Source organism: Mucilaginibacter sp. NFX135 (assembly GCF_048565145.1).
GTDB lineage: Bacteria > Bacteroidota > Bacteroidia > Sphingobacteriales > Sphingobacteriaceae > Mucilaginibacter.
Window position 1 is genome coordinate 4,953,402 of sequence record NZ_CP183412.1, and the last position, 15,251, is coordinate 4,968,652.

At 43.3% G+C, this 15,251-nt stretch carries 15 protein-coding genes; 3 read left to right on the plus strand and 12 right to left on the minus strand.

Annotated elements, in window-relative coordinates:
- Positions 1 to 240 precede the first annotated feature (240 nt).
- Positions 241 to 2,457 carry a putative Ig domain-containing protein gene (locus ACNURT_RS20640; RefSeq protein WP_419699336.1) on the minus strand — a complete coding sequence of 739 codons (2,217 nt, stop codon included), beginning with the start codon at positions 2,455 to 2,457 and terminating at the stop codon, positions 241 to 243.
- Between the two features lie 199 nt (positions 2,458 to 2,656).
- Between ACNURT_RS20640 and ACNURT_RS20645 the strand changes: the two genes are divergently transcribed.
- Positions 2,657 to 3,013, plus strand: coding sequence for a hypothetical protein (locus tag ACNURT_RS20645; protein WP_419699337.1), 357 nt, complete (start codon positions 2,657 to 2,659; stop codon positions 3,011 to 3,013).
- 239 nt (positions 3,014 to 3,252) lie between these two features.
- On the opposite strand, the gene ACNURT_RS20650 is transcribed toward ACNURT_RS20645, so the two are convergent.
- From ACNURT_RS20650 to ACNURT_RS20685, 8 genes are all read right to left on the minus strand, one after another.
- On the minus strand, positions 3,253 to 3,459 hold the full coding sequence (locus tag ACNURT_RS20650) for a heavy metal-binding domain-containing protein (protein WP_419699338.1): 207 nt from the start codon (positions 3,457 to 3,459) through the stop codon (positions 3,253 to 3,255).
- 2 nt (positions 3,460 to 3,461) lie between these two features.
- On the minus strand, positions 3,462 to 4,913 hold the full coding sequence (locus ACNURT_RS20655; RefSeq protein WP_419699339.1) for a PepSY domain-containing protein: 1,452 nt from the start codon (positions 4,911 to 4,913) through the stop codon (positions 3,462 to 3,464).
- A gap of 2 nt (positions 4,914 to 4,915) precedes the next feature.
- On the minus strand, positions 4,916 to 7,267 hold the full coding sequence (locus ACNURT_RS20660) for a TonB-dependent receptor (RefSeq protein WP_419699340.1): 2,352 nt from the start codon (positions 7,265 to 7,267) through the stop codon (positions 4,916 to 4,918).
- A 283-nt stretch (positions 7,268 to 7,550) separates the two neighbouring features.
- The gene (locus ACNURT_RS20665) at positions 7,551 to 7,922 is read right to left on the minus strand and encodes a hypothetical protein (protein WP_419699341.1); all 372 of its coding nucleotides are present in this window, start codon (positions 7,920 to 7,922) and stop codon (positions 7,551 to 7,553) included.
- Positions 7,923 to 8,202: 280 nt separating this feature from the next.
- Positions 8,203 to 8,559 (minus strand): hypothetical protein, encoded by a 357-nt coding sequence (locus ACNURT_RS20670; RefSeq protein ID WP_419699342.1) that lies wholly within the window; start codon positions 8,557 to 8,559, stop codon positions 8,203 to 8,205.
- A 127-nt stretch (positions 8,560 to 8,686) separates the two neighbouring features.
- The gene (gene tnpA / locus ACNURT_RS20675; RefSeq protein ID WP_419699343.1) at positions 8,687 to 9,127 is read right to left on the minus strand and encodes an IS200/IS605 family transposase; all 441 of its coding nucleotides are present in this window, start codon (positions 9,125 to 9,127) and stop codon (positions 8,687 to 8,689) included.
- 162 nt (positions 9,128 to 9,289) lie between these two features.
- Positions 9,290 to 9,655, minus strand: a complete 366-nt coding sequence (locus ACNURT_RS20680; RefSeq protein WP_370996030.1) for a hypothetical protein — start codon at positions 9,653 to 9,655, stop codon at positions 9,290 to 9,292.
- A 264-nt stretch (positions 9,656 to 9,919) separates the two neighbouring features.
- Positions 9,920 to 11,017, minus strand: coding sequence for an acyltransferase family protein (locus ACNURT_RS20685; protein ID WP_419699344.1), 1,098 nt, complete (start codon positions 11,015 to 11,017; stop codon positions 9,920 to 9,922).
- Between the two features lie 194 nt (positions 11,018 to 11,211).
- Here ACNURT_RS20685 and ACNURT_RS20690 point away from each other — a divergent pair, with 194 nt between their 5' ends.
- Entirely contained in the window at positions 11,212 to 11,511 is a 300-nt protein-coding gene (locus tag ACNURT_RS20690) for a hypothetical protein (protein WP_419699345.1), read from the plus strand.
- A 2-nt stretch (positions 11,512 to 11,513) separates the two neighbouring features.
- On the opposite strand, the gene ACNURT_RS20695 is transcribed toward ACNURT_RS20690, so the two are convergent.
- From ACNURT_RS20695 to budA, 3 genes are all read right to left on the minus strand, one after another.
- Complete coding sequence (locus tag ACNURT_RS20695; RefSeq protein WP_419699346.1) at positions 11,514 to 12,746, minus strand: DUF3179 domain-containing (seleno)protein; 1,233 nt, start codon at positions 12,744 to 12,746, stop codon at positions 11,514 to 11,516.
- A complete protein-coding gene (locus ACNURT_RS20700; protein ID WP_419699347.1) occupies positions 12,746 to 13,312 on the minus strand; it encodes a carboxymuconolactone decarboxylase family protein in 567 nt (188 codons plus the stop codon). The genes ACNURT_RS20695 and ACNURT_RS20700 overlap by 1 nt, the downstream gene beginning before the upstream one ends.
- Before the next feature lie 134 nt (positions 13,313 to 13,446).
- A complete protein-coding gene (gene budA / locus ACNURT_RS20705) occupies positions 13,447 to 14,253 on the minus strand; it encodes an acetolactate decarboxylase (protein ID WP_419699348.1) in 807 nt (268 codons plus the stop codon).
- A gap of 164 nt (positions 14,254 to 14,417) precedes the next feature.
- Between budA and ACNURT_RS20710 the strand changes: the two genes are divergently transcribed.
- On the plus strand, positions 14,418 to 15,125 hold the full coding sequence (locus tag ACNURT_RS20710; RefSeq protein WP_419699349.1) for a DsbA family oxidoreductase: 708 nt from the start codon (positions 14,418 to 14,420) through the stop codon (positions 15,123 to 15,125).
- Positions 15,126 to 15,251 lie beyond the last annotated feature (126 nt).

A 15,251-nucleotide genomic window follows, 5' to 3' on the forward strand; every position in this document is an offset into this window, starting at 1 on the left:
ATGGCAGCTTGGCCTCTACGCACGCCCTTCGACGAGCTCGGGGTGACAGGCCTTTTTTAGACTATAAAAACCATGTCATTGCGAGCGATAGCGTGGCAATCTCTTCGCTTGCATATTGAACGCGATGAGATTGCTTCGTCGTTCCTCCGCAATGACATGATGTTTAATCAGATATTATTGAAAGACTTACGAAGTTTTAAAAACTTCGTAAGTCTGACTTGATCATTAACATCCTTTGATCTATTTCTCTACCCTGATGAGCATAACACCGTGCGGCGCTACTTTGGCGCTGAAATCTTTACCGGTGGAAATGATATATTTTTGCTGCCATACATCTCTGAATTTGGTGTATCCTTTTAAAGCGTCATCATCTTTAGCAAGGCTGATGGTTTGATATTTATCCGATAGGTTGAATAAACCGATTGCCTTACCACCATCTTTAAGCTCTTTTACCCAGATCTGGTAATCGTCCTTTTTTACATACTGGCTGGCGCCTTTACCCAAAGCGTCCTGATCAATGGCCAGTACCTCATCATTGGTAAGCAAATTGAGGGTGAACTTGTCCAAGTGTCCCATATCGCAGCCAATTAATAATGGTGACGATAACAAGCTCCACAAGCTGATGTGGGTATATTGCTCATCATAAGTAAGGCGTGTATTATGCAGGCTTGGCCCCCAGCCTACTTTACCAACCACCAGCATATCAGGGTCGTTAAAGTGGCCCGGCTGCGAAAATGGCGTGGCCTTGTCCTGGTTAAAACCTATAGATGATAAACTGCGCCAGGTATCCTGTATATCACCGGTTGTGCGCCAGCTGTTACCGCCTACTTCGGCGCCCCACTCCCACACTTTACCCCAACCATACTGGCAAAGACTGTACATGATATCGCGGTTTATTTTATCCAAAGAGCCGCGCATTACCTGGTAAGGTTTCTTAAGTCCGGCAAGATCCGGATGCGGGTCTATTTCCGAATAAGCACACCAATCATATTTCAGGTAATCAATACCCCAGTCGCCATAAGTTTGCGCGTCCTGGTCTTCATGCTGCCAGCTGCCCAAAAATCCACCACAGGTACGTGGCCCTGGTGAAGAGTAGATTCCCATGCGCAAGCCCAGGCTGTGCACATAATCAGAGAGGGCTTTCATGTCCGGAAATTTACTATTGGCTACTATTTTGCCATCAGCCTGGCGCTGTTCGGCCTCCCAGCCATCATCAATATTAATGTAGGCCCAACCATGCGCGCTCAACCTGTCGGCCATGGCTTTTGCCGAGATACGTACTTTCTTATCGTCCACACTTAAACCCCAGGCATTCCAGCTGTTCCAGCCCAATGCAGGAGTTAAACCAATCTTATCACCAATAATAATGCTGAAGGCTTTAGTTTTACTGCCGAGCCTGTTGCTCACCGTAAAGGTTACCGGATAAGTACCTTTTTGAGCTACCGCGCCGGTGATAACACCTGTAGCAGCATCCAGCTTTAAGCCATCTGGTAAACCCTGGGCTTTATAAGTTAAAGGTTTTTGGCCGGTAGCCGGTATGAGATATAAGAAGGGATGGCCCGGCCGTGCGCCAAAAACATCGGCACCGTTTATTTTTGGTTTGGCTGATGGATATGGGGTAAGCAGATAAGGTGTTGTTTCCGTATGAGATATTTCCTTGCCCGATTTTTCGTCGGTAAAGGTGTAAACAATGGTATATGATTTTTTTTCTAAACGGGCTATTTCAAATGAGTAAGTGAATGGTTTGCCTGTCGTAAACGTGGCATCGTTTGTTTTTTCGTACAAAACGGCATTGGTTTCAGGGTCGGTAACTTTAAAGGCCAGTTTGCCCTTGTAATCATAGTGATTGGTGGTGATCAGTTTTATTGATTTCCTCAAACTCTGACGCTCTCCATACTCAAAATCGGCCTCGGTATTTACGGTTACATGATCCATCACATCGGCCATGCCTATGCTAAAGTTGGTGCCATAAATGCCGCCATCGCCGCCGGTATCAAAAATACGTACGGCCAAAACATTCTCCTTATCCCATAAAATAGCCGGATTATTTGCGGCTATGGTATAGGTACGCGGACCATAAAAAGCACCGGTTTTAATATCGCCGGTTTTGCCGCCGAACCTACCGATCAACTTACCGTTGAGGTAAACCTCATCATTATCATCAACACTGCCCAGGTTAATGCGCAGGCTGTCTTTCAAAAACGCTTTTTCTTTTAACGATGCGGGGATCATCACATGGATGCGGTACCAGCCAAAACCATCATAACCAGGATGCCCTTCCTGTTCCCAACTTTGGGCTACGTTAACATCCTTCCAATGATGATCATTATAAGTTGGCGACGCCCATTGCGCCGAATCGCCAACGGCCAGTTTCCAGCCTTTGGCAAGGGATACATCCTGCGCACGAACGCTTAAAAAGCCCGCGGCAAGCAATGCAAGTAAAAATAGTTTTCTCATTCAAAGTAATTTTACAGGTTAAACGGTTCTCTCTTTTTGAAAATTCAGGAGCAACTAAGATACAGGATTAACCAATAAAATGTATGCTTAACAATTATTGTTTTAACAATTATATAGCACTGAATACATTGAAATTTAACTTGTTGTTCACCATGAGTTATAATAGGGATTTTACCTTTAAGTATTGAAAAACAACAATATGAAAAGGACAATTTTCACGACCGTCTTATTAATTTGCTGCTTTTTAGTCAGCTTTGCAGCTATCGCCGATTTTTCGGGCATGTGGACAGGCACCTTAAAGGTTGACACCGGTGAGGTTTATCCGCTGCTTTACAACTTTAAAATTGAAGGTGATAAATTAACCGGAACCGCCAAAACCCCCAAAGGCGATTTGCCTATTGACGACGGCAAAATAACCGGCAACGATTTTAAATTTACCGTAACACTGGGCGACATGGAGATAGCACACACCGGTAAATTCTATGCTGATTCTATCGGGGTTGATATTGCTGTAGGTGATACCAAAGCGCACACAACGCTGTTGAGGAAGAAGTAGTTGAGAGAGGCAAGAAATTAGAATCAAGAGATAAGACATACGAAGTTTAAAACACCCGTGTGTCCTAATCATAATGGCGACGACTCACCCCGTCTGCGCTTCGCTGGACGGCCCTCTCTTCGCCTTCGGCGGAAAGAGGGTAGCCTCACCTAAGTCCTCTCCTTTGGAGAGGACTTGAGAAGCTTGCCTTAGTAACTATAGATATTAAAAGCCCCCCCTTTGGGGAGGGTTGGGTGGGGTTATTTCTCCGTCGTATCCCTTTCCACCAATTCCATACCACATTTGGAGCAAACACCGGGTTTGTCAAAACTCAGGTCGGGGTGCATGGTACAGGTGTACTTGCTTTTCTTTTGATGACTTTTGGCGGCTTTATCGCCGTTGCTGCAAGCCGTGATGGCGCCTAAGGACCATACAGCTAAACACAAAATAATGATTGATCTTTTCATAATTACTTATTTTTTATAAATGCGGCAAAGCCAAACAGCGATACTACTAAAACACCCAGCGCGGCCAGCATACTTACGATATCCCGAATATCCTTACCGGCCCAGCTCATGCCAAAATATTTATGCAGGAAGATGAACGATAATCCCTCGGCCCTGTCGATACCGGCAACTTTGGTAGCCAGTTTTGATGAAGTTGTTTCGATATACCAGTTATCGCCATTGGGGTAAGCTACCCGTGCAACCGGCAGTCGTTTGTTGATAAAGCCGTACTCATTATTAAACTGCCTGATCACATCCACCTTTACCCTGCCTTTAAATGTGGTTAAACCCGAAGCTTCGGTGTGATAGTAGCTACTTAAAAAGCGGGCATAATCCTCGTCGCCCAATTCCTGCTCTTTGCCGGTTTGGGTATCAAAGTAAAGCACTTCTTTTTTGTTGTTAACCACCTGGTAAAAAGTATTGCCGTTAAAGCTCACCAGGCCCGTTTGTTTAATGGTGCTATCGGCAATGGGTAAAGTGAGGTTTGAAATACCTAATTGTTTGCGGGCAATTATCTGCCCATAATCGGCTTTTGCAGGTTCGACATGGTACAGTTTTACTATCAGGTGAAAAGCACCGCTAACCACAAAGGTGAACATCACAAAAGATACGATAAGCCCTATCTGCCTGTGAAAGCGGTGCACAAAGCGTTTGTCCTCCGTGCCTTGGGCTTTACGGTTTTGCTGGATGGTTTTAAACTTTTTCCAGAACAGTCCGTAGATGGTTAATCCGCTGATGAGCGAGAACAGCATCACGCACATAATAGCCAACAGGAACGCATTGCGGAAAGTATCGCCTGCAATATCAGCCAGGAATTGCCAGGTATGGAACTGTTCAAATACCCAAAGCATGGTTTTCCGGGTATTATTGTTAAAAGTGCCCATGCGGTTATGGCCTGTTTCAATATAAACATCCATCCCATCGGGGCGGTTAAAGGAAACTTTCCAAACGGGCAGCAGGTGGTTGATAGGCTGATATTGCGAGTCGAAAGTGGTTTGCAGCAGGATGCTTTTCAGGGTAGATGTAGAGTCCTGTGTAAAAAAACGGGCGAGATATTCGGCATACTGCACGTCGCCATTGGGCAGCAGTATACCATCGGTGGCCGAGTAGTATTGGTAAACACTGTCGCGGCCAAGCACCTGGTAAAAGGTGCCTTTGTTAAAATGGATGAGGTTAAAGTTCCGCAACTCGTGCAGGTTGTTCTTATCCATCACCTGCTGAAGGGACAGCGCCGGTTGCATTTTGCTTTGCGACAAAGGTTTAAAAACTTCCCTGGCGATAGTCGGCCTGAACCAGTTTGACATAAAAGGGTGCGACAGACCACTCAATGTCCAAAAGATCACCGGTACCAGGCCTATTAAGCCCAATACACGATGCCATTTATAAAAACCACTTTTTATTGCTGATGATGCCATGATCAATATTTTGAAAAAGAGTAACTGATGCCCAAAGTGTACGTACGCGGCGGCGCGGCATTATACGTATCGCCGTATTGGTTGCTGGTTACCGTAGTGGCATACAGCTTATTGGTTAAGTTGAGCACGTTGAACCATATGCCCGCCCCTTTGATCACGCTGCTTTTGATATCATAACCCAAACGCAGGTTATAAATATCATAGCCGCTGTAAGTTTTGGTATTGGCCGGGTTGGTATAGTACTGGTTGATGTGCTGCCACTCGGTAGCTATCCGAAAACCCGGCAGATACTGAGGCTTGTAAGTCAACTCAGAATTGGCTATCCAGGCTGGAGCATTGGTCATGCGGTTACCATTATAGCTGATCACCGTGCTGGTGCCGTTGGTGGTGCGTACTTCGCTGTACTCTACATAAGTATGGCGGGCATTGGTACCGCTAAATCTGAAGGTCAATTCTTTAATCGGAGCTACAGTTACCGAATACTCAACACCCCGGTGACGGGTCGCGCCCGCGTTTTGGTTTTGGGTAGTATTATCGGGCAACAGCTGACTGATGATCTCATTATGCCCTTCCATATCAAACAAACTTAGTTCAAAGTAGAGCTTTTTATTGAACGCAGAAAACCATCCGCCTACTTCGTAATTATCAAAAGTGGCTTGTTTCAATGGGGTCAGCTGGCGCGAGCTGTATAGATCGCCGGTTTCTGGTGGCTGAAAGCCTACACTATAGTTGGCGTAGAAACCTTTGTTATGTGCCAGATCGTAAGTTAAACCCAACTTTGGCGCCAGGATGTTAAAGTTATTGGTTTCCTGCTGTTTGTATTTGGTTTGCCCCGCCGGGATGCTGTTGGTAAAATCATAGTGCACACGGTCGTAACGCAGGCCGCCTACAATGCGCAGAGCTTCTACCGGTTTTATCTCGTACTGTAAATAAGCAGCAGTATTGAACAGCTTGATGTTATAATTATCTATATATCTGCCGGTATTGGTAAAGCCGGTGTAGTAGTTGTTCGTTACATCTTTATCAATATTCAAGTATTGCGCATAGTACGAGCTCGGGCTGTCATCCATATAAACACCGCCAATTAAACGCGAATGCAGAAAATCAATGTCGACACGGTGCTGGGCCAGTAAACCATAGCTCTGGAATTTCTGATCATTCACCTGTCCGTTTGAGCTTACATACTTACCGGTATTATCCCGTACATCGGAGATATAATAGCTGGGCAGCTGCGCGGTGGAGTTATCGCGGAAAAACAAGGTTACAAAAGTACTGTTCTTATCATCCCATTGATGATCCAAACGGGTGCTTGCCCGGAAAGCCTTTACCCTGCGATAAGTAAAACGCTGGTTAGCGCTATACTTACGGCTATAAAAACGGGTGCTATCCAAGCTGCCCGGTGTTTGGGTATTGAGGTAATTATAAGCCGCTGCCGTGGTTAAACGTGTGGTGGCATTAAAATCATAAGTGGTTTTAAAGTTTACCGAGTACTTGTCAAAGTCGGAGTAATCCTGCCAGCTGTCTTTCTGGTGGGCCACATATCCGCCCACATACAGTCCAAACTTGCCCTGACTAAAACCACCATCGGCATCAACCCGGCGGTAGTGGTAATTATCACCCTGAACAGAAACATTACCCGCATAACCTGTAGGTGGCCCCTGCGTAATAAAATTAACGGCACCGCCAATAGAGTTACTACCATACAACGATGAAGCCGGACCTTTGATCACCTCAATATCCTTAACCCCCGACATATTGATCTCATACAGCGAGTTATGGTTAAAGATCCCTGTAGGGCGTATCGGCAAGCCATCCTCCATGTACAAATAAAGCGCGTTGTAGGTAATAGGTTGACGGATAGCCATGGTGTGCTGTTCGTTACCCAGGTTTACCATGTACACACCGGCTACCTTGTTCAATAGCTGGTATAAGGCGGTGGCTTTGGTATCTTTTATTTGGGTAGAATTTATTTTGCTGATAGCGATAGGCGCATCCTGACGCGCCTGCCCTTCCCGGCTGGCGGTTACCACCACCGGCTGCAAATCGACGGTTGAAGGCTCGAGGGTGATGTCGAGATCGTGTCCTTTTAATGTCGCTACATCTACAACACGAGCATTATAACCCACCATGGCAAACTTAAGCTTGGTAATGCCTTCTGCGTTGATACTAAAATGCCCCCTGGCATTGGTTGTGGCCAGCTTTACACCCGTTGCGGCATCGGCCTTACATATGGAAGCGCCCACCAATGCTTCGTGCGTATTTGCATCTGTAATGGTTCCTTGTAAGGTGATTTGGCCGAATGACCGGGTAAAAAGTGTTATAAAAAGTATAGATAGAATGAGATATTTTTTCATGAATAAACAATCAGGAGCCTAAACCCCGGTATAAAATTTTGTTAGGATGTTGGAGATTCCCGGGATGAATAGTCGTCTGAATCAGAATTTACAGAATTTTAGAATTGACAAAATTCTGGCAGACAAAATGCAGCAAAACATTAGCATGCAAAAACACACCGTGTGATTTTTTGACTTATTCTGTTAATTCTAAAATTCTGCAAATTCTGATTCAGACAATTACCACACGCAAAAGCGCATAGCAAAGCCATCAATCAAAAGATCCGGGAAAATAAAATGGAAATTATCCTAACTGGGGAGGTTGGAAGATGGTACCAACACGGTCGACCGGAAGGGTACAATCATAAGGGGTCACGATCACTTGCAACAAGCTGGAGTGAAATTTAATAACCGTTGAACTGGCTACATAAACTTCCTGAAAGAGGCTCTTTTGCGACTGCCTTTCATCGCTGGCCTGCTTTTCCTCTGCCTGTTTTATCTTTTTCGCAAAATAACATTTACCATCGCAATGCAACCAGGGTTTATTCCGGTTTTCACAAAGCTTGGTGGCAATGTAATTCCTGTTCAGTTCAAAACCCGCGTAAATAAAAAACCGCGAGAAATTAACCGTGATCAGCGAAACGATGAGTAAATAGGCTGTAAAACGTTGCAGCATGATGCCGCAAAGGTAGCAGCTGTACGTTTAATAAGCAATGCCAAATAAAAAATAAGTTTTAATTGCGCAAGGCTTAGACATATTTAATAACGTTTTGGGCTAAAGCCAATAGCCTCCCATTTGAGATCCGTTGGTTAAAACCAACGGCAATGAAAGGTAAATCATCTATTCATTGCCGTCCCATTTATGGGACGGATAATGGAAACATTTGCTGGCTTTAGCCAAAACAACCTTTTCAATTACAAAGGCTACTCCCAAACTCAGGTACGCTCGCTTAGTTTTAATTAGCCCGTTTGAGTACCGTGCTCAGATGCTCGCCTTTGTAAACAATATGCATCTGGATAGAATCCGGATAAATTTTACCGGTATGCGGCGCATTGCCATCGGGCACGGGTACATTGAAGGAAAAATCGCCGCCGTTGATCATGCCATCCGTAATTTGCACATCTCCTTCGGGCATGTGTGCCATACCCGTAAGCTTATCGCTATCAACCTTAAAAGTGTAGTTTAACTGAAATGTGGTTTTGTTAGGCAGTTTTAAGGTACCTGTCCATTTTCCGTTAATGTCCATAACCGCGGCAAAACAGATCATGAAGCATATGACCATGGCAGCGGTTGCAAATATTTTTCTTTTCATGAGCGGCGCGCAGACAGGATATTGCCTGCTGTTATGGTTATACAAACTTTTGGTTAAATAGTTTAACCAAGTAAACAACCCCCACCTGAGGTGGGGGCTTTTGCTTTACCCCTGAAGGGGACATTCATTAAAATAGTTTCAGATCTGTTGAGCCATCTTCTTTCCGATCTTCATCCTCCTGATATTTTACATAGCGCTTGATCCGTTCTTCGTCAACTCCTACTGTGCTCACAAAATATCCCCTACTCCAAAAATGATTCCCCCAGTAAGGTTTTTTTCGTAACGTCGGATAACTCTTGAACATCATCATCGCCGTCTTACCTTTGAGTATCCCCATAAACTCACTTACACTCATCTTCGGCGCTATACTACACACTAAATGCACATGATCTGGAATGATATTCATCTCTAATATTTCTACATCTTTCCATGCACAGAGCGAACGTATCTTATCATCAAGGGCATCTGCTACAATATCACGCAAAACCCGGAAACGGTATTTCGGTGTCCAAACAATGTGATAGACACAATAGTAAAAGCTATGTGATAATTTTTTATACTTCGTCACTATGCTAAGTTACGAAAACCGGCTTAGCCTTTGACCATGACCTACCGCCATAGGCGGTGGTTTTTTAGGTCAATAAAAAAACCTTACTAATTAGTAAGGTTTTCATAGCGAGGTTTAAGTATGAAAATACTTTTGTAGCTTCCTTATCCCAATGGATAAAGATTATTTCTTTTCTTCTGGCCTTTTTAATAAAGAGTGAACTTTCGCGCCATTGATCTCCAGATCGATGCCTGTTGAATCACCATAGAACTTGCCGGTATGCGGAATGTCCATACCACCGGTAGTAACACTGAATGAAAAAGTGGTACCGTCAGTTTTACCATTAGCTATCTGCACATCGCCGTCTGGGGTTAAAGCCGTTCCGGTTAATTTATCACCATCAACTTTAAAGTTATATAATAATGGGTACTCAGAGCCATCGCCCAAAACCAATTTTCCGGCCCATTTGCCATTCAAATCGGCTATGGCTGCCAAACAAACCATAAAGCAACCTACCAACATCGCGGTAGTAAAAAACTTTCTTTTCATAACGTATTTTTTATTTACCTAAGATAATGTGTTTTTTGTTAAAAATCAGTTAAGTATGCATTATTTAAACCATACAAAAGTTAAAATAAAATAACCGTTTAAACAAACTATTTTGCCTTTTATTTTCACATATTAACGGAATGTTATTTAATGGCACCAATAATTGACGATTGTTTGATGCACTACCTGCCCGGGTATAACAAAATACCACCATGCGGTTAACTGATTCTTTTATCACCCTAACAATACACATAGCTTGTGCTGTTATAATTTAAAAAATATTTTCTTCCTATAAAGAAAGTAGCAGAGCAGCCACTCCAGTCCAAAAACGCAGACAGCGGCAATAATCACTTTGAGTAATTCACCGGCGTTAAACCAGCTTAAAACACCATTGCTGATACTGCTGATATAACCATTGAACCAGCGGCTGCCAACAATTTCAAAAAACAGGTAAATAAAAATAGAGTTCATACCAACAATAGTAAAAAAGGTTAGGTATTTGCGATGCCCCAATACATCAACCCACCAATAACATATTGCTAAAAACCACAAACACCAGCCCAACGAGGTAATAGTAAACGAGGTTGTTGCAATCCGCTTAATTATTGGAGTTATGCTCAACGCGTCGAGGCTATAACCAATTACAAGGCAGGCAAGCCCCCAAAGCAGGAGTTGTCTTAATTTATGATTACCGTTTAATAGCAGTTTGCCTGCCAATGCCCCTGCAATGGTATGTACAGCGGTTGGGATGCAGTTGATAGCTACCCAGCCCCCTTTATTGATCTTATTCATGAGCAGCAGATCGATATAATTACCAAAATTATGCTGATCAGTAAATGGCTGATCGAAACCGGGTATATGGGTAAACCGGTAGAGCGCTTCGGTAATCAACAGCAAACCAATGCATACGCCAATTTGTGCCAGTGGGTTCCATCTGAGGATCAGAAAAGCTATTAATGTAGTAAATGAAAGCTGGGTTAATACATCCCACAGTTCAAAAGACAAACCTTTCGGGCGTACGGCATAATCCAGCACTCCCCAAAAGAACAGCCAGCCGCAACGGATCAATGTTTTTTTTAATGTTTGGTTCCATGTAACCCCGCTATTCCATTGTTTATTTAACGAAAACGCCATAGCCACTCCTGCTATAAACATAAAAGCGGGCTGCACCAGGTCCCAAAAATGAAGGCCATGCCATGGATGATGCGTAAATTGTTCTATAAAACGCCCGTGCGTATGCTCGTACAAATAATCATATATTCCAGTTGACTCTATGGCAAGCAATACCATAATAAAACCCCGAAGAAGATCAAGGGAAAGGAGGCGTGTGGAGATGGGGTTAGCGGTTTGGCTTACAGGCATAAATATATTTCAATATCGGTTAAACAATATACTTTTTAAAAATAGATAAAGAGTTATTGTTAAACAAAATCACTATTTAAACCATATAAAAGTTGAGCTAAAATTTCTGTCTAAACAAAACTGCTTTACCTTTTATTTTTACATATTAACTGAATGTTATTTAGCGGCACAAATAATTGTTTAATTTTACCCCGATGAAAAAGGTGGAAGTATTAAAGCTGATGGACTTGGTTGAAGACATCAAAAAACTTGATGAATTGATCGTTACCAGTCGCCAAAAAAAGACTTCAGATTTTGTACTGAACCAGTACGAGGCCAAAAAGATCAAGATGGTGGGCTCTATCATTCATGAACTGGCTAATCCTCCTATTCAATCCATAGAAAGCTACCTGCTCATTAAAAAGATCCTGAACAAGTATTATCCCAACATGCCCGAAGAAGAGCTGATTAGCAATAGCGACATTGGCAAAATTGTGGCCGTTATTGAAGGATAAGCTTAGTAAATACCAGCCATTGGTTCCTCCATTTCGCCGCCTTTCCAGAAAGTAGTGGCCGGATGAAACTGTTTCCAGGAGCGCCAGTATTCCTGGTATGCCTGCACTTTGGCAAGGCGCTGCCCTTTTTGAGTTCCGGAGATACACAAACCATCCCAATCCCAAACCGAAGCCGTTTCCAGATCGGTCAGCAAACCATCATTGCCCAGGTTAAAATGCAGGGTTTTACCATTTACGGCAGTATTCCAGGCATGGTAAGTAAGACTGTCATGCTCAATACCCAATAGCAACGAGTGATGGTCAAACTCGTCATTAAGCAAACGCTTGTTATTTAAACGCCGCCAGTCATAAGCCCGGGCTTTGCCATTGATAATTATACCCACCACCCAGCTTTTACGGATCAGGGAATCTTTATTTTTAAGGATGCTGTCGCGATCGATAGCCTGTATGCGGTCGTAATTTTTCAGATCGGCGTAATCGGCTGTATACAATTTGTCAGGCTGCATGATCAGTGAGGTTGGATGTTTTTGCAGCCATGCGCCCAAGGTTGATTGCTCGTAAGGTAGTTCCTGCAGCTGATGCCCTTTCAATTCACCCACGGCAGCGTTACCTGTAGCTTGGTACCACCACGTTCTGGTACTTTCATCCTCAATAATGGCGTTGTAATGCCTCGCCCCTACCAACCTGAAATTTTGCCGGCTGCCGTTAATAACCGGGTTGTACACCCTACCCGTACGGCACATGGTGCAATAGGTTACCAAAACGGGTTGCTGACCAACCTGATCCTGTACTTTATGATGATAACCCAGGTAAACTACCGGATAGGCTTTGGCTACGCCATTATTCACAACCCCTATGATCACGTAGTTGAGCGGCACTTTATTGGTAAGACCATTGGCAAACTTCACCGCATCAGTTTCCTTAAACATGGTTTCGGCCTTGTAAGCGATATCTGTAAAGTAAAAACTGCCTAAACAAAGCAGTAATACTATAGCTTTTACAATTTTACTTCTTACCGCATTTTTCGCATAGTATTTAATCAGGTACCAAACAATCAGCAAGGCACCTATAACACGCAAAGGGTTTACAATCTTTTCGAGATAATAACATAGGGTAATAGCATTCAGATCCTGACTGCCTGGGAAAGGCATCAGCAGGTAAGCATGTACCAACCCTGGTATGATCAATAAGATGATACCCCACCAAAACATCCGTGATCTGTTCTTTTGCTGCATTACACTTCGGGGTTTAAGGCAGCGTAGCGGTTTGGCGATGGCAAATAGCCATCATTTTTCAATATACCTGCAAGGCGATCATAAAAAACAGGTTCGGTTGGGGTTACACTGGCCAGGCCATCAACATAACGGTTATATAAACTAAACAACGCGGCAATCAAAACGGTATCGTGTATTTCCAGATCCGTAGCGCCAGCCTCACGGGCTTTATCTACCAGTTGCGGAGTAACCCGTTTACCATTTACCTGTGTTTGACGTGCAATTTCAAGCAAGTGTTTCATTTTTTCGCTCACAGGGGCATTATCCGGGTCGTTCTTTACCTTTTCAGATGTTTCTGTTTCGCCTAAAAGGGCATTGGCCGCGGCGGTATGGGCATTGGTACAAAACCGGCATTCATTACCATTACTTACCACGGTAGCTATCAGCTCACGCTCACCTTCGGTCAGGGTCGATTCGCCCCGCAACAATATCTGGGTAAGCTGCCTGATGGGCAAAGCTGTATCCTGACGATAATTCAGCAAACCTGTAATACCGGGCAGGCTTTCGTCTAATGGTATGTATGGCATATCAATAATTAGGGTACCAGTAAATTTTCAATAATTGGGTTTATAATAATTCCGAATTTATTAAAAATTACTTTTATAAAGAATAGCCAACACCATAATTATTTTCAGCTAAAAGTCTGCCCATCAAACAGGTATTATTGCTTTTTGCCATTCTCTACACTTTTGATCTCTTCCTTACGGTCTTTGGCAAAATCAAAATGGTCAAAATCGGTAGTTTGCGGTACATCAAGGGTAAAGCTGCTTAGCGGATCGATTTCAACCGTAATATCCTGAGCTATCAGGTCGACCACGTGGCCGCCGAACGCTTTGTCTGTTGATAAAAAGTGGAAGTGATAACCGGCAATATGCGGACCTTCCATAAACTTAGGTATGCGGAAACCGATCAGATCGCCATTCATATCAGTGTGATCAAAAAAGTGTTGCCTGTCCAGCATCGAAGCCAGCGGCAGGTACGGTTTTTCGACCGGCGGGAAAGCTCTCGTTTTCACCAATTTAAATTTACCGCTGATGTGGATGGCATAAATACCATTCTGATTGGTTAGCAAACTATCCAGATAACTGTAAAACGCGGCCTTATTTAATGTACCGCTGTGCTTATACACTTTAGCGGCGTTAAAAAAGCACACAACAGCGTAAGGCGTTTTGCCGGTATCAGGTATTTCGGCGGTTTTGCCACTTGCCTGTGTTTGATACAAATGGCCCTTAAAAACCAGTAACTCACCATCGAGCCGGGCCGGGGCGCCTAAGCCAAAATTGCCATGCTGTTTTAATTGTTTATAAGGATAATACGAGTCATACAAACCACCAATAAAAGCCGAAGCCAAACCGGCACTGAATAAATTACCATCATTAGGATTGGCAGGCTTTACTTTTTGCTGTGCCGATGCCGTAAAGCTATAACACATAACAGCCAGTAAGAAATAAACAGGGGTATTTTTCATAGCTAAGTAAAGTATTGTAAATGTGGCAGCAAAACAATCGTTTTTTTGGCAGTATGGCAAATATTACAGGATACATTATTCCACAGTATTGCAAATTTTACTTTGCGTTTACTGCCGGGTGGCATGTGTATGCTAACTTTGCACATTCTAAAAAAAGAGAGAACATGAAAATAGAGATATGGTCTGATGTGATGTGCCCGTTTTGCTACATTGGCAAACGCAGGTTTGAAGATGCGCTGCAACAATCGGGGCACCAGGAGCAGGTAGAAATTGAGTGGAAAAGTTTTCAGCTTAACCCGGATATGAAAACCGACCTGTCGACCAATATTAACCAGTACCTGGCCGATTCAAAAGGCTGGACACTGGATTATGCGGCCCAACTTAACGATCATGTAACCCAAATGGCTGCCGAAGTAGGCCTTACCTATAATTTCGACCGTGCCGTAGTGGCCAATAGTTTTAATGCGCACCGTTTTACCCACCTTGCCAAAAAACATGGTTTGGGTGATGCTGCCGAAGAGGCCTTGTTTAAAGCTTACTTTACCAAAGGACAAAATATTGACGATAACGATACCCTGATTAAACTGGGAGTGGCTATTGGTTTAGATGTTGCTGAGATAAAGCAAGTATTAGAAAGCGACACCTATGCCGATGAAGTAAAATATGATATTGCACAAGCACAGCAATTAGGTATCCGTGGTGTTCCGTTTTTTGTGATGAACAATAAATATGGCGTATCAGGGGCACAGGCCGTACCTGTGTTTCTGGAAACGATTGAAAAATCATTTACCGAGTGGCAACAGGAAAACCAAAAATCTTCATTAACCATTATTGAAGGTGAATCCTGCTCACCGGATGGTGATTGCGGTTAATCTTACATTTCGCGTAAATCTTTTTATATCAGATAATTAAAAAACGATTTAGCTGTTCCCATTGTAACATATTTGTTATACCTTTGTATTTATAATACATAGTGTACTAAATACACTTACATAAGT

Excerpts from the sequence above, each read along its gene's own strand:
- ACNURT_RS20685 (WP_419699344.1), bottom strand. The coding sequence starts at position 11,017 with ATGCCTGTAAGCCAAACCGCTAACCCCATCTCCACACGCCTCCTTTCC.
- ACNURT_RS20650 (WP_419699338.1), bottom strand. The coding sequence starts at position 3,459 with ATGAAAAGATCAATCATTATTTTGTGTTTAGCTGTATGGTCCTTAGGC.
- ACNURT_RS20700 (WP_419699347.1), bottom strand. The coding sequence starts at position 13,312 with ATGCCATACATACCATTAGACGAAAGCCTGCCCGGTATTACAGGTTTG.
- ACNURT_RS20695 (WP_419699346.1), bottom strand. The coding sequence starts at position 12,746 with ATGCAGCAAAAGAACAGATCACGGATGTTTTGGTGGGGTATCATCTTA.
- ACNURT_RS20665 (WP_419699341.1), bottom strand. The coding sequence starts at position 7,922 with ATGCTGCAACGTTTTACAGCCTATTTACTCATCGTTTCGCTGATCACG.
- ACNURT_RS20680 (WP_370996030.1), bottom strand. The coding sequence starts at position 9,655 with ATGAAAAGAAAGTTTTTTACTACCGCGATGTTGGTAGGTTGCTTTATG.
- ACNURT_RS20640 (WP_419699336.1), bottom strand. The coding sequence starts at position 2,457 with ATGAGAAAACTATTTTTACTTGCATTGCTTGCCGCGGGCTTTTTAAGC.
- ACNURT_RS20645 (WP_419699337.1), top strand. The coding sequence starts at position 2,657 with ATGAAAAGGACAATTTTCACGACCGTCTTATTAATTTGCTGCTTTTTA.
- ACNURT_RS20690 (WP_419699345.1), top strand. The coding sequence starts at position 11,212 with ATGAAAAAGGTGGAAGTATTAAAGCTGATGGACTTGGTTGAAGACATC.
- ACNURT_RS20660 (WP_419699340.1), bottom strand. The coding sequence starts at position 7,267 with ATGAAAAAATATCTCATTCTATCTATACTTTTTATAACACTTTTTACC.
- ACNURT_RS20655 (WP_419699339.1), bottom strand. The coding sequence starts at position 4,913 with ATGGCATCATCAGCAATAAAAAGTGGTTTTTATAAATGGCATCGTGTA.
- ACNURT_RS20710 (WP_419699349.1), top strand. The coding sequence starts at position 14,418 with ATGAAAATAGAGATATGGTCTGATGTGATGTGCCCGTTTTGCTACATT.
- budA (WP_419699348.1), bottom strand. The coding sequence starts at position 14,253 with ATGAAAAATACCCCTGTTTATTTCTTACTGGCTGTTATGTGTTATAGC.
- ACNURT_RS20670 (WP_419699342.1), bottom strand. The coding sequence starts at position 8,559 with ATGAAAAGAAAAATATTTGCAACCGCTGCCATGGTCATATGCTTCATG.